This is a genomic window from Acidovorax temperans (assembly GCF_028596105.1).
Classification (GTDB): domain Bacteria; phylum Pseudomonadota; class Gammaproteobacteria; order Burkholderiales; family Burkholderiaceae_C; genus Acidovorax; species Acidovorax temperans.
In genome coordinates this window covers 2,744,575-2,763,468 of sequence record NZ_CP117193.1, presented here as the reverse complement: position 1 = coordinate 2,763,468, position 18,894 = coordinate 2,744,575, and the positions used below count along the sequence as shown (strand labels likewise).

The 18,894-nt window shown below is 63.4% G+C and carries 17 protein-coding genes; 11 read left to right on the top strand and 6 right to left on the bottom strand.

Annotated elements, in window-relative coordinates; genetic code table 11:
* Positions 1–11: 11 nt before the first annotated feature.
* The 5 genes from PQV96_RS13010 to PQV96_RS12990 all read left to right on the top strand — a co-directional run bounded on the left by PQV96_RS13010 (position 12) and on the right by PQV96_RS12990 (position 5,028).
* A complete protein-coding gene (locus PQV96_RS13010) occupies positions 12–806 on the top strand; it encodes an FAD binding domain-containing protein (protein WP_273623143.1) in 795 nt (264 codons plus the stop codon).
* 215 nt (positions 807–1,021) lie between these two features.
* Positions 1,022–1,996, top strand: coding sequence for an AAA family ATPase (locus PQV96_RS13005; protein WP_207373770.1), 975 nt, complete (start codon positions 1,022–1,024; stop codon positions 1,994–1,996).
* The gene (locus tag PQV96_RS13000; protein WP_207373769.1) at positions 1,993–3,276 is read left to right on the top strand and encodes a vWA domain-containing protein; all 1,284 of its coding nucleotides are present in this window, start codon (positions 1,993–1,995) and stop codon (positions 3,274–3,276) included. The genes PQV96_RS13005 and PQV96_RS13000 overlap by 4 nt, the downstream gene beginning before the upstream one ends.
* Before the next feature lie 27 nt (positions 3,277–3,303).
* A complete protein-coding gene (locus tag PQV96_RS12995) occupies positions 3,304–3,933 on the top strand; it encodes an SRPBCC family protein (protein ID WP_207373768.1) in 630 nt (209 codons plus the stop codon).
* Positions 3,934–3,963: 30 nt separating this feature from the next.
* On the top strand, positions 3,964–5,028 hold the full coding sequence (locus tag PQV96_RS12990; RefSeq protein ID WP_066696857.1) for an XdhC family protein: 1,065 nt from the start codon (positions 3,964–3,966) through the stop codon (positions 5,026–5,028).
* Positions 5,029–5,032: 4 nt separating this feature from the next.
* Here the strand turns inward: PQV96_RS12990 and PQV96_RS12985 are convergent, their stop codons facing one another.
* The 3 genes from PQV96_RS12985 to PQV96_RS12975 all read right to left on the bottom strand — a co-directional run bounded on the left by PQV96_RS12985 (position 5,033) and on the right by PQV96_RS12975 (position 7,292).
* Positions 5,033–5,722 carry a glutathione S-transferase family protein gene (locus PQV96_RS12985; protein WP_066696855.1) on the bottom strand — a complete coding sequence of 230 codons (690 nt, stop codon included), beginning with the start codon at positions 5,720–5,722 and terminating at the stop codon, positions 5,033–5,035.
* Positions 5,723–5,853: 131 nt separating this feature from the next.
* Positions 5,854–6,633: a response regulator gene (locus PQV96_RS12980; protein WP_207373767.1), complete on the bottom strand. Its 780-nt coding sequence runs from the start codon at positions 6,631–6,633 to the stop codon at positions 5,854–5,856.
* Positions 6,630–7,292 (bottom strand): response regulator, encoded by a 663-nt coding sequence (locus PQV96_RS12975; protein WP_273623142.1) that lies wholly within the window; start codon positions 7,290–7,292, stop codon positions 6,630–6,632. The genes PQV96_RS12980 and PQV96_RS12975 overlap by 4 nt, the downstream gene beginning before the upstream one ends.
* A gap of 159 nt (positions 7,293–7,451) precedes the next feature.
* Here PQV96_RS12975 and PQV96_RS12970 point away from each other — a divergent pair, with 159 nt between their 5' ends.
* The 3 genes from PQV96_RS12970 to PQV96_RS12960 all read left to right on the top strand — a co-directional run bounded on the left by PQV96_RS12970 (position 7,452) and on the right by PQV96_RS12960 (position 11,258).
* Entirely contained in the window at positions 7,452–7,823 is a 372-nt protein-coding gene (locus tag PQV96_RS12970) for a response regulator transcription factor (RefSeq protein WP_044398272.1), read from the top strand.
* A 103-nt stretch (positions 7,824–7,926) separates the two neighbouring features.
* On the top strand, positions 7,927–8,721 hold the full coding sequence (locus PQV96_RS12965) for an ABC transporter substrate-binding protein (protein WP_066788919.1): 795 nt from the start codon (positions 7,927–7,929) through the stop codon (positions 8,719–8,721).
* Positions 8,722–8,723: 2 nt separating this feature from the next.
* The gene (locus PQV96_RS12960; protein WP_082758825.1) at positions 8,724–11,258 is read left to right on the top strand and encodes a sensor histidine kinase; all 2,535 of its coding nucleotides are present in this window, start codon (positions 8,724–8,726) and stop codon (positions 11,256–11,258) included.
* Between the two features lie 107 nt (positions 11,259–11,365).
* On the opposite strand, the gene PQV96_RS12955 is transcribed toward PQV96_RS12960, so the two are convergent.
* From PQV96_RS12955 to PQV96_RS12945, 3 genes are all read right to left on the bottom strand, one after another.
* Positions 11,366–11,536 (bottom strand): hypothetical protein, encoded by a 171-nt coding sequence (locus PQV96_RS12955; protein ID WP_167336958.1) that lies wholly within the window; start codon positions 11,534–11,536, stop codon positions 11,366–11,368.
* A gap of 169 nt (positions 11,537–11,705) precedes the next feature.
* The gene (locus PQV96_RS12950) at positions 11,706–12,674 is read right to left on the bottom strand and encodes an MBL fold metallo-hydrolase (RefSeq protein WP_273623141.1); all 969 of its coding nucleotides are present in this window, start codon (positions 12,672–12,674) and stop codon (positions 11,706–11,708) included.
* A 141-nt stretch (positions 12,675–12,815) separates the two neighbouring features.
* On the bottom strand, positions 12,816–13,184 hold the full coding sequence (locus PQV96_RS12945) for a hypothetical protein (protein ID WP_066696845.1): 369 nt from the start codon (positions 13,182–13,184) through the stop codon (positions 12,816–12,818).
* Between the two features lie 108 nt (positions 13,185–13,292).
* Between PQV96_RS12945 and PQV96_RS12940 the strand changes: the two genes are divergently transcribed.
* From PQV96_RS12940 to PQV96_RS12930, 3 genes are all read left to right on the top strand, one after another.
* A complete protein-coding gene (locus PQV96_RS12940; RefSeq protein WP_273623140.1) occupies positions 13,293–13,931 on the top strand; it encodes an ABC transporter ATP-binding protein in 639 nt (212 codons plus the stop codon).
* Between the two features lie 178 nt (positions 13,932–14,109).
* The gene (locus PQV96_RS12935; RefSeq protein ID WP_273623139.1) at positions 14,110–15,552 is read left to right on the top strand and encodes an MdtA/MuxA family multidrug efflux RND transporter periplasmic adaptor subunit; all 1,443 of its coding nucleotides are present in this window, start codon (positions 14,110–14,112) and stop codon (positions 15,550–15,552) included.
* A gap of 66 nt (positions 15,553–15,618) precedes the next feature.
* On the top strand, positions 15,619–18,726 hold the full coding sequence (locus tag PQV96_RS12930; protein WP_273623138.1) for an MdtB/MuxB family multidrug efflux RND transporter permease subunit: 3,108 nt from the start codon (positions 15,619–15,621) through the stop codon (positions 18,724–18,726).
* Positions 18,727–18,894 lie beyond the last annotated feature (168 nt).

Sequence of the window (18,894 nt, the reverse complement as noted above, 5' to 3'; positions counted from 1 at the left end):
GAGATTCGACCATGTACGCATTCACCTTTGAAGCGCCTGCTTCCACCGCCGCTGCCGCGCAGTTCATTGCCCAGGGCGGAAAGCTGCTGGCCGGTGGGCAAAGCCTGCTGCCTTCCATGCGGCTGCGCCTGGCCAATCCCGAGAAGATCGTTGACTTGAACAGCATTGCCGAGCTGGCGGGCATTCGCCGCGAGGGCAACGCTTTGGTGATCGGTGCCATGACGCGCCACGCCGATGTGGCGGCCAGCAGCGAGGTCAAAGCAGCTATCCCGGCCCTGGCCGACTTGGCTGCGGGCATTGGCGACCGGCAGGTGCGCGCACGCGGCACGCTGGGCGGCTCTGTTGCCAACAACGACCCCGCCGCCTGCTACCCCAGCGCGGTGCTGGGACTGGGGGCCACCGTCATCACCAACCGGCGCGAGATTGCGGCAGACGAATTTTTTGTGGGCATGTACACCACCGCGCTGGACGAGGGCGAGATCATCACCGCCGTGCGCTTCCCTATCCCAAAGCGCGCGGCCTACATGAAGTTCAAGCAGCCTGCCTCGCGCTTTTCGCTGGTGGGCGTGTTTGTGGCGCAGTTCGATGCGGGTGTGCGCGTGGCTGTGACCGGGGCTTCAAGCTGCGTGTTCCGCCACGCGGGGCTGGAAGCCGCGCTGTCGCGAGACTTTACGCCCCAGGCCGCAGCCGCGGTGGTAATCGACCCCAGCGACCTGAATGCTGACCTGCATGCCAGCTCGGCCTACCGGGCCAACCTCATCAGCGTGCAAACCCAGCGCGCGGTGGCGAAGATGACATCCCCCTGAGCGGCTGCGCCGCTTCCCCCTTCTCTCGCATGGCGGTGCCATTCGGGAAGGGGGACACCGCCGGTGCTGCGGGGCGGCCCTTGCACGGCGGTTGCTGGCCCAGGGCGCTCCGGTATCGAAGGGCGCGTGTACTAATGGTGATGTTTTTGAATGAAATTGTCCTCTAGCGCTTATCCATCAAGCGCAAGTAGCTATCAAAAGTGAAGCAATCAAGCATGAATGCCTTGGCCTCTGTCGATGCCCTGATGCAGGCGCTGCGGAACGAGGGCTACCTCGCAGACCGGCGGCTGGCCACCGCTGTGTTCCTTGCGTTGAAGTTGCAGCGGCCGCTGCTGCTGGAGGGTGAGCCCGGCGTGGGCAAGACAGCCTTGGCGCAGGCTTTGGCCCGGGCGCTGCAGCGGGTGCTGATTCGCCTGCAGTGCTACGACGGCATGGAGCAGCGCGAGGCGCTGTACGAATGGAATTACGCCGCGCAGCTTTTGCATCTGCGTGCCGCTGAAATGTTGGCCCCCACGCTCGGCACTGGCGTGTCCTCGCTGCCCCCCGAGGGGGCGCCCGCGCCTTCGGGCGGCCGTGCGGCGCTCGGTTCCGTTCGTGACATCGAGGCCGAGGTGTACCAAGACCGCTACCTCATTCCCCGTCCGCTGCTGCAGGCCCTGCGCGCACCTGCGCCCGGGGCAGTGCTGCTCATTGACGAGGTAGACCGCGCCGACGAGCCGTTTGAAGCCTTCCTGCTCGAATATCTGGGCGAGTACCAGGTCAGCATTCCGGAAATCGGCACCGTGCAGGCGGCCGTGACGCCCGTCACCATCCTCACCAGCAACCGCACGCGTGACCTGCACGACGCTGTGAAGCGCCGCTGCCTATACCACTGGCTGGACTACCCCGAGCGCGAGCGCGAGCTGGCCATTGTCCGCGCGCAGGTGCCCGGTGCCAGCGATGCTCTGGCCCAGCAGGTGGCGCTGTTTGTGTCGCGCCTGCGCAGCCAGCCGTTTGCTGACGCCTTCCAGCGCGCCCCCGGCATTGCCGAAAGTGTGGAATGGGCCAAGGCCCTGGTGGCGCTGGACACGCTGGTGGTGGACCCCGAGGTGGTGAGCGACACCGCGGGCATCTTGTTCAAGCAGCGTGAGGATGTCGCGGCACTGACCGCCGCGCTGGCGTCTGAGTTGTTGCAGCCGGAGGCTTCATGAGCGGGGCAGGGGCTGCTCCTGTTGCCGCAGCTACCGGCTGGACGCATGGCACCGCCTCGCAATTGGGGGATGCGCGCAGCGGCAAGCTGGCGGACAACCTTACCGGCTTTGGTCGCGCCCTGCGCCGCGCCGGTGTGCCAGTCGATGCCGCCCGGATGGCGCTGGCCCAGCAAGCCCTGTTGCTGGTGGGCCTGGCCCGGCAGGACATGGCCGCCGCGCTGGAGGCCGTGCTCATCAGCCGCGAGCAAGACCGCCAGGTGTTTCGCGAGCTGTTTGCCGCGTACTTCCGCAACCCCGATGTGGCGCAGAAGCTGCTGGCGCAGATGTTGCCCACCGCCCCCGAAAAATCCAAAGGCGCCCCCCGCCGCCAGCGCGTGGCCGATGCGCTGGCGCCGCTGCGTGCGGCACGGCAGCAGCACGCCAGCACGCAAGAGCAAAAGATCGAATTCGACGCCGCCATGACAGCGAGCGACCAGCAGCGCTTGCGCCGGGCAGATTTCAACCAGCTCACTGCTGGTGAATACCAGCTGGTGCAGCGCTTGGTGTGCGAGGTGGCCTTGCCCCTGCCGCGCTACGCATCACGCCGCACCTGCCCCGGCAGCCGGGGCAGCCGCCCGCATTGGGCCGCCGCCATGCGCCGGGCCGCGCGCACGGGCGGCGAGCTGCTGGAGTTGCCACGCCTGGCGCGGCGCGACCAGCCCGTGCCCCTGCTGGTGCTGGTGGATGTGTCCGGATCGATGGAGCGCTATGCACGCCTGCTGCTCACCTTCTTGCACGCCGCCACGGCGCGAGGGCAGGGTGCTGCGCGGAATGTGGGGCGGCGCGATGTGTTCGCGTTTGGCACAGGCCTGACCGACCTGACCCCGACCTTCCGTCACGCCGATGGCGACGCCATGCTGGCCCACGCCAGTGCCGCCATCACCGACTTTGCAGGCGGCACCCGACTGGGTGAGGCGTTGCACCAGCTGCGCCGCCAGCACGCGCGCCGACTGGTGGGGCGGCGCACGCTGGTGCTGCTCATCAGCGATGGGCTGGACACGGGCGAGCCTGCCGCGCTGCTGCAAGAGTTGGGCTGGCTGCGCCGACACTGCGGGCAGCTGATGTGGCTGAACCCCCTGCTGCGCTACGAAGGCTACCGCCCCACTGCGCGTGGCGCAGAGGTGCTGCATCGCCACGCCCACGGCATGCTGGCCGTGCACAACCTGGAGAGCCTGCAGCAATTGGCGCGCAGCATTGCGGCGGTGTTGCAGCCGCAGCGCCGTCAGGCCGTAAAAGTTTGAATATTCACTGAACGAAGGAACCTAATCATGGAAATGCAAGCCAGCCGCACCCTGGCCGTGACCCAGCAACAAGCCTGGGAGGCGCTGAATGACCCTGATGTTCTCAAGCTTTGCATCCCCGGCTGCGACAAGGTAGAGGCCAGTGGCGAAAATCAGTACGTCGTGGCCATGGCGCTCAAGATCGGGCCGGTGTCTGCGAAGTTCGCGGGCAAGATCACGTTGGCAGACATCGTGCCGCCTGAGAGCTACACCATCGCTTTCGATGGTTCGGGCGGTGTGGCCGGTTTTGGCAAGGGCACAGCGCAAGTGCGATTGGAACCAGCGCCTGCCGATGCCTCGGGTCTGCCCACCTGCGAATTGCATTACACCGTGCACGCCACGGTGGGCGGCAAGATCGCGCAGCTCGGCCAGCGGCTCATCGACGGGGCTGCCAAAACCATGGCAGAAGATTTTTTCAAACGTTTTGACAACGAAATGCAGCGCCGCTACCCCCGGGAGGCGGCCGGCGAAGAAGCCCAGGATACGGTGATGTCGCATGCCCCAACGCAGCCTATTGCGCTGCCAACCGATTCGCAAGCCTCGGGCGGCATGCCGGTGTGGGGCTGGATTGCCATCGGTGTGGCGGTATTGGCGATGGTGGCGTGGTTAATGAGTTGAACAAGCCAGCGCTTGCAGTGAGGTAGGAGCATGGAAAATCTGGATGTGATGGTGTTGCGCACCCTGCTGGCTTGGCGCCAGGCGGGCCAGCGCGCTTTGCTGGCCACGGTGGTGCGCACCTGGGGGTCGTCGCCTCGGCCCGTCGGCTCCATCATGGCCCTGTGCGAAACGGGGGCGGTGGTGGGCTCCGTATCCGGCGGTTGCATTGAAGACGACTTGATTGACCGCCACACCCGCGCCTACGCGCAGGCCGCAGGGGCAGACCGTGGTCTGGCGCACGCCATCCCCAGCGGGCCGCCCACCTTTGTGAAGTACGGAGTGACAGCCGACGAGGCCCACCGGTTTGGATTGCCCTGCGGCGGCACACTGGAGCTGCTGTTGGAATACGACCCCGACCCGCAGAGTCTTGCGGAATTGGTCGCACAGCTGGAGTCTGGTCAACTGGTGCAACGCACTGTGCTGCTCCCTGATGGGCGGGTCAGCCTGCAAGCGGCTGCAGCACCTGCCGAGCTGGTGGTGGACGCTGTGCAGCTCACCAACACCTTCGGCCCCGAATACCGCATGCTGCTCATCGGAGCCGGACAGTTGGCGGAATACCTGGCCACCATGGCGCTGTTCAGCGGTTTTGCCGTGACGGTGTGCGACCCGCGCGAAGAGTTTGTCGGCAGCTGGAACGTGCCGGGCGCCAAGCTGGTAAGAGACATGCCAGACGATGTGGTGGCCGCCTTCAAGCCCGACCGCCGCAGTTGCGTGGTGGCCCTCACGCACGACCCCAAGCTGGACGATCTGGCGCTGCTGGAAGCCTTGGCGTCAGAGGCGTTTTACATTGGTGGCATTGGCTCCCGGCGCAACAACGAGGCGCGCCGCGCCCGCATGATGGAGCACTTCGGGCAGACCGAGGTATCGCTGCAGCGACTGCGCGGCCCCATTGGGGTGTACATCGGCAGCAAGACACCGCCTGAGATTGCCGTCAGCGTGATGGCCGAGATCCTGGCGGTGAAAAACGGCGTGGCCCTGCCACAAGGCGTAGAGGTGGCGCGCGCCAAGAACGAGCGTGAACTGGCGCCCACCGGGCCGCTGGTGTGCGGCGTGTGAGGGCTCAGGCGCTCATCACCACAGGCCCGCCTTTGGCAATGCCGCGTTGGTAGGCTGGGCGGGCCTGCATGCGCTGCAGGTAGGCCTGCAGGTGAGGGCGGGGTTTGCCGGGGTTGGCCCGCGCAAGAGCTGCTTCCACCGCAAAGCTCATTTGAAAATCAGCCATGGTGATGTGCTCACCCGCGAACCAGTGGTGGGTGGCCAAGTGGTCTTCCATGAAGTCCAGGGCCGTGTCCACGTTGGGGTCGATCAGCTTGCTTTGCACAGTGGCACACAGCGCCTTGGCCACCGGCCTCACAAAGAACGGCATGGGCTGTTTGGGAATGCTGGCGAACACCAGTTTCATGACCAGCCAGTTCATCAGTGACCCCTCTGCGTAGTGCATCCAGAACCGGCATTGGCGGTGGGCAGGCGTGCCCGCAGCGGGAGCGAGGTGCGCCAGCTCGCCAGTGGCTTGGATGGCATGGGTTTCGACCAGGTATTCAATGATTGACCCCGATTCCGCCACCACGATCTGCCCGTCGGTGATGACGGGCGACTTGCCCAGCGGGTGGATCTGTTTGAGTTCAGGAGGCGCAAGCCGGGTGCGCTTGTCACGTTGGTAGACCTTGAGCTGGTAGGGCAAGCCCAACTCTTCCAAGAGCCAAAGAATGCGCTGCGAGCGCGAGGTTTCAAGGTGGTGGACGGTGATCATGGCGTCATTTTGAACAGGTTTGCACGTCAGTGTTCGTGCAGGCGTTTTGCACCCCCATTGGGAGGGTGGCGCAGTGACTCATGCGCCGATGGGGCAAACCAACCAGCCGTCATGTGGCTGGCGGGCTGCGTTCAGTTCAGCATCGCGAGGCGATGCCGCAAATCACTCCAGCCGCTGCTACAGGTGGCGGCATCAGCCACGGCTGCGGCATCCTCCAGCGCCCTGGCGACCAGGCTGTCTTGCGGCCTGCCCAGTGTGAGGAGCACGGTGGCGAGGCTGTGGGCCAGCGTGCGCAGAGCGGGCCAGTCTTGCGCTTGCGCTGCGGCATCACCCGTTTGCACATCGGCGGCAAACTGCTTGAGACATGCCGCGCGGTAGGTGGTGAAGAGTTGTGTGTCGCCACCAAAATGGGTTGCGATGGCCAATGTCTCGGAAGCGTTGGTGGCTGGGGTTGGTTTGGCAGCCGGGTTGGTGGAGGAGGGCTGCAGCGCTGCCGTTGCAGTATTGGTATCCGCCTCTGGCGACGCATGCAGGCCCAGTGCATCGCGCACGCAACTCTCCAGTTCTCGCGCGGCGATCGGCTTGGACAGAACTCTCCAAAGGTCCATTCCCTGCAACTTCTCCTTCACAGCCGTCGTCAGGCCAGCGCTGAAGACGGCCACCAGCGTGCCACCCCGCAGCTGCGGATTCGCTGAAAGGCGTTGCACCAAAGAAATGCCAGACTCGCCCGGCAGCATCAAGTCCGTGATCACGAGCTGGATATCGTGCTGCTCTAGCAACGCCACTGCGGCAGGCACGCTGGTGCAGGTGAGCAGCTCAATGGGCAACTGATCCAGCGCCATTGCCACGAATCGCGTGATGGAGGTGTCGTCCTCCACCAGCAAAACACAGGGCGATGCAGCGCTCGTCATGCGGTGGGGGCGGGCAGCGACTGTGCCAGTATGGCGGGCAGTTCTGCCACCAGTTGGGGTTTATGGATCACTGTCACACCCTGCAAGGCGAACGCGTAGGGCTCTCGCTGCTCTTGGTCCAGCGAGGTCACCACAATCAGCCGGCTGCGGGCGAATTGCGGGTGAGACCGCAAGGTGGTGATCAGCGTGGCCCCGTCGATGCCCGGCAGCAGAATGTCCACGATCAGGATGTCGGGCTGAATCTGCCCATACATGGCCAAGCCGGTGATGCCATCGCTGGCCGTGTGCAAAGCAGCGCCTGGGAAGTGCTGGTTCACAAGCAGGGTGACCAGGTTTTGAAAGTGGATGGAGTCTTCGATCAACAAAATCTGCGGAGCACCACGGCCGCGCGCTGGCGTGCCAGTACCCACTGCGCCATTGCCACTGCCAGCAGGCTGCGAGGCGGCCTTGCCGCCTGCGCCCGTACGGGCATTGATCCACTGCTCTACCGAAGCTCTAGAGATGCGGCGGTGACCCCCAGGGGTCTTCCACGCTTCCAGCTCGTTGCGATCGACCATCAATTGCACCGACCGCACCGCAAGCCCGAGCATGCTGGCCACTTCCAAAGTGGTGTAGTGGTCTTGGACCAGCGACGGTGGTGGTGTTTTTTCAGATTTCATGAGTTGCGCATTTTCCTCTTTTTTCATAGCAGGGAGAAGAGCTTGCATTTGATACAAATGCTTGATATGATTTGATCATACCAAGCAAACGAAGCAACGGGACAATAACCACCTGAAGCGCCATGAGGCTAGGTTCACCATCTCTTTCAAGGGCGTGCCATGAAAAAAATACTGATTGTTGAAGACCATGCCGACATTCGCAAGTTATTGAAAATGACGCTGGAGTTCGATGACTTCGAAATCCATGAGGCTTCTACGGGTGACGCTGGGTTGGCACTGTGTCGTGAGATCTGCCCTGACATCGTGCTGCTGGACATCATGATGCCCGGCACCCTGAACGGTTTGGAAGTATGCCGCCAGATCAAGGCAGACCACGCCACACGGTTCACGAAAGTCGTCTTGCTGACAGCCCGTGTTCAGGCCGGTGACAAAGAGGCAGGTTTGGCCGCAGGGGCGGACGATTATTTGATGAAGCCTTTCAGCACATTGCAGGTGCTCGAAACCATCTACCGCATGGAAGCCGAGGCGTGAGCTTCACGGCCGCGCTACCGTGCCCAAGCTGCGAGGTAGAGCGGCTGCGCGCTCGATGGACCCGCCGCGTTTGAGCGGCTACTTCTGGGCGGAGGGGGTTGTCATGATTTTTCTCTCGAGGGCTTGCCCGCTGCTGGCGGTGCTTGGCATGCTGCTGCTTGGCTACGCCCACGCTCAGCCCGTTCTGGACAGAGTGCGCACGGCAAGGGCTCTGAAGGTGTGCATCTGGCCCGAATACTACGGTGTCACTTACCGCCACCCACGCACGCAAGAACTGAGCGGTATCGACATTGAGCTGGCCGCTGCGCTGGCTGCAGACTTGAACGTTCGCGTCGAATACGTGGACTCTTCGTTTCCAACGCTGGTCAGTGACCTTGTGGAGGATCGTTGCGATGTGGCGATGTTTGCCGTGGGCGTTACCGCGCAACGGGCGGAGAAATTGCGTTTCACCCAGCCTTATTTGCGCAGTGATATTTACGGCATCACGACCAAGAGCAACCAAGTTGTCCGCGAATGGTCGGATATTGACAAGCCAGGGGTGCTGGTTGCCGTTCAATCCGGCACCTTCATGGAGCCGGTGATGGAGCAGCGCCTCAAGCATGCCCAACTGGTGCGTGTGAAGTTGCCGGCGACGCGAGAGCGGGAACTGGTGGCTGGGCGTGTGGATGTGTTCATGACCGACTATCCCTACAGCCGGCGCTTGCTGGACAACGCTGACTGGGCGCGACTGATTGCACCCGCCGAGCCTTTTTCGGTGCTGCCTTATGCGTATGCGGTGAAACCGGGCGATGCTCAGTGGCTTGCGGTGGTGGATGAGTTCGTCTCGCGCATCAAGAAGGACGGCAGGTTGAACAATGCCGCCAGCAAGCAGGGGCTGGGGCCCATTGTGGTTCGTTGAACATGGCCAACACGCATGCAGCCGCTTCCATCAACGCCCCCACCTCGGAGCGTTGGTCCAGGGCCAGCACACTGGTGCTGGTGGGGGGCGCCGCTGCCACGCTGATCGCTGTGATCCTGGTGGCGCTGGTCACTGGCAATGCGTTTCGCCGTGCCATCGCTGAAGAGCAGTCTCACTCGATCTTGCTGGCCAGAGTGATTGAAGACCAGGTCACGCGCACGCTGGATTCCGGCGAAATGGCGCTGGATGCTCTGGCAATATCGCCAGCGCTGCGCGCTGATGTTCCTGATGCTGCGGCCATACAGGCGGCGCTGAATCAAACGCTGTCGGGCCTGCCTTTTTTGCGAACCATTGCGGTGGCTGATGCGCATGGCAATATTCTTGCAAGCACCAGTCCCTCTGAGGCAGGCATTCGCATCGATCTGGAGCGTTTGGGCCCCCGAAATGTCGGCGGCCGTGCAGTGCTGGGCCCCTTGGTCATGGGGAGGGGATTGGCTGCGATCCAGGTGGGCGCCCCTGCGGTGAAAGCACCGCCGGGCCTGGCGTTCATTCCTTTGTTGCGCCCTATGGCGAGCGAGGCGGGTCGCCCACTGTTTCTGGTGGGCTTGATCAACCCGGATGCGTTTTCCAACTTTCAGTATCTTGCGCTGGAAGGTGGCAGCTTTGAATCCATCGTGACCACTGATCGGGGCATGGTCTTGGCCGGGTCTCGCGATGGTGCTGCGCTCATGGGCACCAACGTCGGCGGTATCCCTGTATTCACCAGTTACCTGGCCTCCAAAGAGCACGAGCAGTACGTAGGGCGTGGTGTGCTGGGGGATCGGCAGCTCCTGGCATTCCGCGCCTCCAGCACCAAACCGCTGGTGGTGATCGTGGAGGAGTCGTACAGCGGTGTTGTCTGGCGTTGGTTGTCTGGCGCCAAGGCGCTTTTGGGCATTGGTGGTGCTTTGGTCCTGCTGGTGGCTGGTTTGACCGCAGCCGTGTGGCGGGTGGTCAAGTTGCGTGAAGCAGCCCAAGTTGCTGCCAACAAAGCGCAGCAGCGCATTGCCCAGAGTGAGCGCGAGCTGAGCGTGCTGATGCGCAGCGTGCAGGAGCTGATCTTTCGTATCGATGCGCAGGGGATGGTCACTTATGTGAACGATCACTGGGTAGCCTTCAGCGGTAGCCCGAAAGAGCAGGCCATCGGCAAGCGCCTGGAGGACATCGTGGATCCCTCCAGCCGCGATGATGTGCGCAAGGCGCTGGATCCGTTGGCGCCTGCTGGGGTGCGTCACCTGCAGACCAAGGTTCGCCCGCGAAATGGCGGCGAAATGCATTTCGACGTGGCCTTGGTGTCCTTGCGGTCCGAAGGGCGGCTGGTCGGCTTTGTGGGCAGCGCTGTGAATGTGACCGAGCGCCGGGTGGCAGAACACCGCTTGCAGGCCCAGATCGCCTTCCAGAATTTGCTGCTGGACACCAATCCGCTGCCGATTTCCGTCGTGGACCTGCGTGGGGCGGTGGTTCAGGTCAATCGTGCCTGGGAGGAATACAAGGGTCTGGACCGAAGCTCGGTGGTCGGGCGGCTGCTGCCGGATCTGTTGCCTGCAGATGAAGCGCAGGTTGAGCTGCTGCACACCCGAGAATTGCTTGTCAAGGGCGGGCAGGCTTTTTTTGAAACCAAGGTGCTGCATGCCGATACGACGCGGCGCGAGACCCGGGTGATCAAGGCCGCCATCACAGATGCGCAGGGCCAGGTGTCGGGCGTGCTGACCATCTTCGTGGACGTGAGCGAGTTCCGCGAGGCCGAGCGCGCCACCCAGGAAGCCCGGCACGCAGCCGAGGAAGCATCGCGGGCCAAATCAGAGTTTGTGGCCAACATGAGCCACGAGTTGCGAACCCCCTTGCAGTCCATTCTTGGTTTTGCCGAGCTGGGCGCGCTGCGCGGGCGCGCCGAGCCGCGCTTGGCAGGCATGTTTGAAGACATCCATTCAGCCGGGCAGCGCATGCTCGCTTTGGTGAACGACTTGCTTGAGGTTTCCAAGCTGGAGAGCACGGTGGGCACTTTCCACCTGGAGCGCATCGATTTGCGGGGCCTGATCCAGCCGGTAGTAAAGGAGTTGGAGCCCTTGCTCGCGCGCAGCCAGCAAACCATGCAGTTGCGGCTGTCAGAACTGCCACTGGTGGCGAAGGTGGACCCGCTGCGCCTGCAGCAGGTCATTCGCAATGTGGTGGCCAATGCCATCAAGTTTTCGCCCCCTGGCTCCGCCATCTCGGTGGTGGGACGCATGGACTCCCGAGGGCAGGTCCATCTGGAGGTGCACGACGAAGGCCCTGGGGTGCCCGAAGCTGAGTTGGAGCAGATCTTTGAAGCCTTCGTACAGTCCAGCAAAACCAAAGATGGTTCAGGCGGCACCGGGTTGGGGCTGGCCATCTGCCGCAAGATCATCGAAGCCATGGGAGGCCAGATATTTGCGCGCAACCTCACGCCTAAAGGGGCCGCGTTCCACATCGTGTTGCCAGCACGCGGTTTTGCAGAGACCCAGCCGGCTTCTTTGTGAGTGCATCCGCGGCACGGTGAGTGCAACAGTGAGTGGGGGCGAAAAAAAAGCCAACCGATTGGTTGGCTTCTGTTTTTGGGTGACCCTGCTTGAGGTCACCACAGGCTTTAGCCGCCCTTCTTGGAGCGCTTGCCGGGGTTCTTCTTGCTGCGGGTAGCAACGCCACGTTCCAGGCTCACGCGCTGGCCACGACCGGGGGTTTGCAGTGTGTTGCCTGGCAGGGGCTGTGGACGGGGAGTGCGCTTGCGGTCTGCTTCGGTAACGATCTTGTTGCCCATGGAACTTCTCTGGAAAAAGTGGTGGAAAAGCTGCTATTAGGCCATAGGTTGGCGTGGTTGCCAAAAATTGGGGGATAGGTCACAGCAGCAATGCCACCATGATCTCGCTTTTTTGCCCCCAACCTTTCGCTGCTTGGATGCGATGGGCTGCTAAGGCAAACAGCCCGCGTCAGACCGTTGGCTCGAATGTGTAGCCGTTACCTGTCGCAGTCATCCGGCCAAACGCCGGGAAGGGGAAGTGGAACCCGCCCACGAGCGATTTGCTGGAAGTCACCCGCGCAAAGACCTCACGACGCACCTTGCGTGCGGCTTCTGCGTCCATATCGAAAGACACGGCCCAGTCGGGGTTGCGTGCAAAGAGGGAAGGCACGTTGGTCAGGTCAGCCAGGTAGAAGAAGCTCTGCCCTGCAGATGTCACTTCAAACAGGGTGTGCCCTGGGGTGTGCCCGTAAGCGGCCACCGAGCGGATGCCAGGCAACACCTCGGCACCTGCTGCGAACTGCACCAGCATGTCAGGCCCCATGGCGCTGAAGGTATGGCGGGCATTTTCAAAGGCACCCTTTTGTCCGGCGGGAGCGGCTGCCATTTTGGCGTCGTCCATCCAGAACGCGTACTCGGCTGCAGGCACCATCACCTTGGCTTTGGCAAAGGCCAGTTCGCCCGCCTTGTTGCGCAGGCCATTGATATGGTCGCCGTGAAAGTGGCTGATGAGCACGGTGTCGATGTCGGAGGCGGGCACACCTGCGGCACGCAGGTTTTCCAGCAGCTTGCCTGCGTTGGGGCCACCGAAGTCACCCAGGCCGGTGTCGATCAGCACCTTGCGTCCGCCAGCAATCACCACGAACGGGGTGAACGGCACGTCGATGTAGTCGGTGGGCAGGCCTTGGGAGGTCAGCAGGGCTTTGACTTCCGCGAGCGGGGCGTTCTTCACGAATTCTTCGCCCAGCGGCCGGCGCGCAATTCCGTCCAGCACCGAGATGATTTCGACGTCACCCATCTTGGTGCGGCGAAACCCCGGAGATGGCAAGGTGGGCGTACCCAGATTGGGCGCGCTTTGAGCCCACACGGGAACGAAAGAGCCAGCAGCATAGGCGCAGAGCCCTGCACCAGCACCCAGAAATTGACGGCGTTTCAGCATTGTTACTCTCCGGTCATTGATTAGACTAATAAGTATTCCAATGTAACGCCAGAGTTTGCTGCGTGCATGCTGCGGGCTTTTCCCCTAAAGGGCTTGGGGTTTTGGGTCGCCATCGCGCACCCAAAACGCCCCGCAGATGGGCTACTCCAGGCCGAATTCGGCGCGCAACGCCTCGCAAAACTGTGCGTGGCCGCTCAAGGTCAGGGTCACCGTCAGTCTTGGTGGTGCTGCCGTTTCAAGCTTGCGCGCAATGCCCCCGGTCGCTGGGTCGAAATGCAGGGCCACGGGTGTGCTCACTTCCTGCACCCCTTGCAGGTCGTACTGCCAATCGCCGCCATCTTCCAAGGGGCTGGGGCCTTCCGGAAACTGCTCATGACACCACTGCAGCACCTGAGTGATCTCATGTTGCAGGCGTGCCCATTGCGCTTCCGTCACACAGGCCATCGCGTCAAAAGTGCCGGTGCCTTCGTCGTCTTCGCTGTAATCAAAATCAAGGTAGTCCAGGGTCATGGGGCGTAGGTGTGAGAGGGTGGTGATCAGAGCGCATTGTCCGGTCTGTGCAGCAGTCGCCGTGCACAATGTCTGCCGCCACCCACTACCTTTTTTGCTCGCAACGCCATGTCTCCTATGCCCACTTTGCTGTCTGTCGATGCGCTGGATTTTGGTTATCCCCAGTGCAACGTTTTTCAGGGCTTCAGCCTTCGCTGTAATGCGGGATTGGTGCTGGTGTGCGGCGATGAAAGCACGGGCAAAACGACCTTGCTGCGTTTGCTTGCAGGTGAGCTGGCGGCGCAAAAAGGGCGCGTGGCAGTGGGTGGCGTGGATGCTGTGCAGGAACCTGAGCGCTACAGCGCCCAGGTTTTTTGGATGGACCCGCGCTCGGATGCAGTGAACCCCACCACCGCCCAGGCTTGGCTGGATGCGCAAGCCGCCAAGTATTCGCGCTGGGATGCGAACGCTTTGGCGGTGCACGTTGCAGGCTTTGCGTTGGCAGAGCATTTGCCCAAGCCTTTTCATGCGCTGTCCACCGGCACTCGGCGCAAGGTGTGCATGGCGGCTGCATTGGCCAGCGGGGCGCCGCTGACGCTGATTGATGACCCCATCGCCGGGCTGGACAAGCCTTCGGTGACGTACCTCGCCCAGGCGCTGAACAGTTGTGCGGACCAGCCCGAGCGCGCCGTGGTGGTTGCCCACCATGCGCCTTTGCCCGGAGTACGGTGGGCACACAGGGTGGATTTGGCTGGCCTCGGCAGATAGGCGAGTGCCACGTTGCAGGCCCAGTCAGGTCGGCGTGCGCTAATGAATGCCCATGTCTGTACAAGACCGGTAAAGCCTGGGTAAATCCCGCGCCCGTCCAGCGCTGGTGGCCGAGCCATGGCTACCATACGGCCTCCGTTACCGCATTGCTCCGGCACGCCTGGCTGCGCTTTTTCCCATGCCCGCTCCTCTTTTCATGTCTTCCTGGTCTGCTGTGCGCCAACAGGGCCGCGTGCGGTGGTGGTTCGTGTCATTGGTGTTGCTGGCGGCCGCTGCGGCCGGGGCCTGGTGGTGGAAGCAGCAGCAGGCGCCCGCTGCCGCATTTGCGGGCGCCGCGCGCACGCCCGGCCGGTTCAGTGGGGCAGGGGCCGCCCAACCGGTGTCGGTGGGGGTGGTGCAGCGCCAGGATGTGCGCGTGATGGTCAGCGCCATCGGCACCATGAGCGCGCGTGCCACGGCCGTGGTGCGGGCCAAGGCCAGCGGGGAGCTGTTGTCCATCAAGTTCAAGGAAGGTGATGAGGTCAAGGCCGGGCAACTGCTGGCTGAAATCGATTCCCGCAGTTACCAGGCCACGCTGACCCAGGCCCAGGGCAACCTGCAGCGCGACCAGGCCCAACTCAAAAATGCCCAGCTGGATTTGCAGCGCTACCAGGACCTGCTCGCCAAGGATTCGATCGCAGCCCAGCAGGTAGACACCCAAAAAGCTTTGGTCCGCCAATTGGAAGGCACGGTAGCCGCCGACCAGGCCCAGGTCGATGCCGCCAAGCTGCAGCTGAGCTACACCCGCATCACCGCGCCCATCAGTGGGCGTCTGGGCTTGCGCCAGGCCGATGTGGGCAATGTGGTGGGCCCATCAGACGCCGCGGGCATCGTCACCATCACCCAGGTGCGGCCCATCGATGCCGTGTTTTCGGTGCCCGAGGCACAGTTGGTCGCCATCAACCAGCGCCTTCAAAGTGGTGCCAGCTTGCCGGTAGAGCTGTGGGACCGCGAGCAAAAACAGCGCCTGGCCCGCGGGCGGCTGGGTGCGGTGGACAACGCCATCGACGCCACCACCGGCACCATCAAAGCCAAGGCAGCCTTTGCCAATGAAGAAGGCGCTCTCTTTCCCAACCAGTTCGTCAACGTGAAGCTGCAGGTCAACCTGCTCAAAGACATGCTCACGGTGCCCAGCACGGCGGTGCAGAACAACTACGTGTATCTGGTGCGGCCCGACGGCACCGTGACCCAGCGGCGCATTCGTGTGGGTGTGGTGGACGGCGACCGCGTGAGCGTGGAGGGTGAACTGCAGGACGGTGACCAGGTGGTGACCGATGGCATCGACCGCCTGCGCGAAGGCGCCAAGGTGGCTGTGATTGACAGCGGCGCTGCCACCCGCGCGGATGCTGCCGCCCAGGACGCAGGTGCCCGCCGCGCAGCCCTGATGGCCAGCCTGACCCCGCAAGAGCGTGAACAGGTGGCCAAGATGACACAAGAAGAGCGGCGGGCGTTCTTCCGCAACCGGCGCGCGCAGGCGCCGCAGGCGGCGGCTTCCGCCCCGGATTCTGGCCCGACTGCTGCGGTGGCCTCCACGCAGGCGGCCTCTGCGGCAGCATCGCCAGGGTCTGCCCCCGTGCGCTGAGCGATAGCGCTTCTCCACCCAGCGCTTTCCGCGTCGCACCTCGCAGGCCCCGTTGCCGTACCCGCCATGAATTTGTCCCGCATCTTCATTCTGCGCCCCATCGCCACCTCGCTGTTGATGGTGGCGCTGCTCATCGCGGGCTTGCTGGCTTACCGGCTGCTGCCCATCTCGGCTTTGCCTGAGGTGGACTACCCCACCATTCAGGTCACCACGCTGTACCCCGGCGCCAGCCCGGATGTGATGACCTCCAACGTCACTGCGCCCCTGGAGCGCCAGTTTGGGCAGATGCCGGGTTTGTCCCAAATGTCGTCCACCAGCTCGGGCGGGGCCTCGGTCATCACGCTGCGGTTTGCGCTGGATATGTCGATGGACGTGGCCGAGCAGCAGGTGCAGGCCGCCATCAACGCCGGCAGCAACCTGCTGCCCAGCGACCTGCCCATGCCGCCGATCTACAGCAAGGTCAACCCGGCCGATGCGCCCGTGCTCACGCTGGCCATCACCTCGCCCTCGTTGCCTGTCATTCGCCTCAACGATCTGGTGGAAAACCGCCTCGCGCCCAAGCTCTCGCAGGTCAACGGCGTGGGCTTGGTGGCCATTGCGGGCGGGCGCCGCCCGGCGGTGCGCATCCAGGCCAACCCCACCGCGCTGGCCAACCTGGGCCTCACGCTGGAAGACGTGCGCACTGCGATTGCGGCGGCCAACGTCAAGCAGGCCAAGGGCGGCTTTGATGGTCCCGCGCGTGCTTCCACCATCGACGCCAACGACCAGCTGCAGTCCGCGCAGGAATACCGCGACCTGATCCTCGCCTTCAAAAACGGCAACCCCATCCGCCTGCGTGATGTGGCGCAAACCGTGGACGACGCCGAGAACACGCGCCTGGCCGCATGGGCGGGTACGCCCGAGACGGGCTCCAAGTCCGGCGTCATCCTCAACATTCGCCGCCAGCCGGGCGCCAACGTCATCGACACGGTCGATCGCATCAAGGCCTTGCTGCCCCAGTTGCAAAGTACGCTGCCCGCGTCGATGGACGTGCGGGTGCTCACCGACCGCACCACCACCATCCGCGCCTCGGTCAACGACATGCAGACCGAGCTGGCGCTGGCCATTGGCCTGGTGGTGGCGGTGATTTTTGTGTTCTTGCGCAGCGCCTCGGCCACGCTCATCCCCAGCTTTGCGGTGCCGCTGTCGCTGGTGGGCACGTTTGGCGTGATGTACCTGGCGGGCTTTTCCATCAACAACCTCACGCTGATGGCGCTGACGATTTCCACCGGCTTTGTGGTGGACGACGCCATCGTGATGATTGAGAACATTGCCCGCTATGTGGAAGAGGGCGAGCCACCGCTGCAGGCCGCGCTCAAGGGCGCCAAGCAGATCGGCTTCACCATCATCTCGCTCACCATTTCGCTCATTGCGGTGCTGATTCCGCTGCTGTTCATGGGCGATGTGGTGGGGCGCCTGTTCCATGAATTTGCCATCACCATGGCGGTGGCCATTTTGCTGTCGGCGGTGGTGTCGCTCACGCTCACGCCCATGCTGTGCGCCCGCCTGCTGCGCCACACACCCGAAGAAAGCCACGGCCGCCTGTACCAGGCCACGGGCCGGTTTTTTGACCGCACCATTGACCACTATGGCAGAGCGCTGCACTGGGTGCTGAACCGCCAGGGCCTGACCTGGCTGGTGTTTGGCGCCACGCTGGTGCTGACGGTGGTGCTCTATCTGGTGGTGCCCAAGGGGTTCTTTCCAGTGCAAGACACCGGCACGCTGCAGGCCACCACCGAGGCCGACCAGTCCATCTCTTTTGCTGCCATGGCCGAGCGCCAGCAGCAATTGGCCGAGCGCATCCTGCAAGACCCGGCCGTGAAAAGCGTGTCGTCCTTCATCGGTGTGGACGGGGCCAACACCACGCTCAACACCGGTCGCCTGCTCATTGACCTGAAGCCCCATGCCGAGCGCGACCGCGCCCCCGTGGTGCTGCGCCGCCTGGCCGATGAAACGGGGGACATCGTGGGCATTCGCCTCTATGCCCAGCCGGTGCAAGACCTCACCATTGAAGACCGCGTGGCGCGCACGCAATACCAGTTGCTGCTCTCGTCGCCCGACATGGCGCAGCTGCAGACCAGCACGGCCGACCTGGTGCAGCGCATGCGCGCCCTGCCGCAACTGGCCGATGTGGCCAGTGACCTGCAAAACCAGGGCCTACAGGCCTTTGTGCAGATTGACCGCGCCCAAGCCAGCCGCCTGGGCGTGACGGTGGCGGGCATCGACACCGCGCTGTACAACGCCTTTGGCCAGCGGCTTATCTCCACCATCTTCACCCAGTCCAACCAGTACCGCGTGGTGCTGGAGGTGGCGCCCCAATTCAAGCTGGGGCCGGAGGCTTTGAACAGCATCTACGTCACTTCGAGCGCAGGCAAGCCCGTGGCTTTGTCATCGGTGGCGCGCATTGAAGAGCGCCCCATGCCGCTGGCCGTGAACCACGTGGGCCAGCTGCCTGCCGCCACCATCTCGTTCAACACCGCGCCGGGCGTGTCGCTGGGCGATGCCGTCAAGGCCATCCAGACCGAGCAGGCGGCAGCGCGTGCGGCGGGCTTGCTGCCGCTGTCGGTGGACACCAGCTTCCAGGGGGCGGCGCTGGCGTTTCAGGCGTCGCTGTCGAACACGCTGCTGCTCATCCTGGCGGCGGTGGTCACCATGTACATCGTGCTGGGGGTGCTGTACGAGAGCACGATCCATCCGGTCACCATCCTCTCGACCTTGCCCTCGGCGGGTGTGGGGGCGCTGCTGGCGTTGTGGATGGCGGGGCTGGACGTGGACATCGTGGCGGTGATCGGCATCGTGCTCTTGATCGGCATCGTCAAGAAGAACGCCATCATGATGATCGACTTTGCGTTGGAGGCTCAGCGCGACCAGGGGTTGCCTGCGCGGGAAGCGATTTACCAAGCCTGTTTGCTGCGGTTTCGGCCGATTTTGATGACGACGCTGGCGGCTTTGCTCGGTGCGTTGCCGTTGATGTTGGGTGGGGGTGTGGGCAGTGAGTTGCGGCATCCGCTGGGGGTGACGATGGTGGGGGGGCTGATCGTGAGCCAGTTGCTCACGTTGTTTACGACGCCGGTGATTTATTTGACGTTTGAGGGGTGGGCTGAGCGGTGGCGGGCGCGGCGAGGGGCTGTGTGATGGGTGCTCCTGTTTTTGTAGCTGGTTGCGCTTTTTTGATAAGCGTTAGAGGCCGTTTTGGCTTCATGCCTTTGCATGGGGCGGGGGCCGGGTTGTCGCCCCGGCGGGCGACTCACTTTCTTTTGCTTCGCCAAAAGAAAGTAAGCAAAGAAAAGGCGACCCCACTGT

What these genes read in the sequence shown, in the direction of transcription:
- PQV96_RS12965 (WP_066788919.1), top strand. Translation starts at nt 7,927, where the DNA reads ATGATTTTTCTCTCGAGGGCTTGCCCGCTGCTGGCGGTGCTTGGCATG.
- PQV96_RS12955 (WP_167336958.1), bottom strand. Translation starts at nt 11,536, where the DNA reads ATGGGCAACAAGATCGTTACCGAAGCAGACCGCAAGCGCACTCCCCGT.
- PQV96_RS12980 (WP_207373767.1), bottom strand. Translation starts at nt 6,633, where the DNA reads ATGACGAGCGCTGCATCGCCCTGTGTTTTGCTGGTGGAGGACGACACC.
- PQV96_RS13010 (WP_273623143.1), top strand. Translation starts at nt 12, where the DNA reads ATGTACGCATTCACCTTTGAAGCGCCTGCTTCCACCGCCGCTGCCGCG.
- PQV96_RS12935 (WP_273623139.1), top strand. Translation starts at nt 14,110, where the DNA reads ATGCCCGCTCCTCTTTTCATGTCTTCCTGGTCTGCTGTGCGCCAACAG.
- PQV96_RS13005 (WP_207373770.1), top strand. Translation starts at nt 1,022, where the DNA reads ATGAATGCCTTGGCCTCTGTCGATGCCCTGATGCAGGCGCTGCGGAAC.
- PQV96_RS12975 (WP_273623142.1), bottom strand. Translation starts at nt 7,292, where the DNA reads ATGAAATCTGAAAAAACACCACCACCGTCGCTGGTCCAAGACCACTAC.
- PQV96_RS13000 (WP_207373769.1), top strand. Translation starts at nt 1,993, where the DNA reads ATGAGCGGGGCAGGGGCTGCTCCTGTTGCCGCAGCTACCGGCTGGACG.
- PQV96_RS12960 (WP_082758825.1), top strand. Translation starts at nt 8,724, where the DNA reads ATGGCCAACACGCATGCAGCCGCTTCCATCAACGCCCCCACCTCGGAG.
- PQV96_RS12940 (WP_273623140.1), top strand. Translation starts at nt 13,293, where the DNA reads ATGTCTCCTATGCCCACTTTGCTGTCTGTCGATGCGCTGGATTTTGGT.
- PQV96_RS12945 (WP_066696845.1), bottom strand. Translation starts at nt 13,184, where the DNA reads ATGACCCTGGACTACCTTGATTTTGATTACAGCGAAGACGACGAAGGC.
- PQV96_RS12990 (WP_066696857.1), top strand. Translation starts at nt 3,964, where the DNA reads ATGGAAAATCTGGATGTGATGGTGTTGCGCACCCTGCTGGCTTGGCGC.
- PQV96_RS12985 (WP_066696855.1), bottom strand. Translation starts at nt 5,722, where the DNA reads ATGATCACCGTCCACCACCTTGAAACCTCGCGCTCGCAGCGCATTCTT.
- PQV96_RS12930 (WP_273623138.1), top strand. Translation starts at nt 15,619, where the DNA reads ATGAATTTGTCCCGCATCTTCATTCTGCGCCCCATCGCCACCTCGCTG.
- PQV96_RS12995 (WP_207373768.1), top strand. Translation starts at nt 3,304, where the DNA reads ATGGAAATGCAAGCCAGCCGCACCCTGGCCGTGACCCAGCAACAAGCC.
- PQV96_RS12950 (WP_273623141.1), bottom strand. Translation starts at nt 12,674, where the DNA reads ATGCTGAAACGCCGTCAATTTCTGGGTGCTGGTGCAGGGCTCTGCGCC.
- PQV96_RS12970 (WP_044398272.1), top strand. Translation starts at nt 7,452, where the DNA reads ATGAAAAAAATACTGATTGTTGAAGACCATGCCGACATTCGCAAGTTA.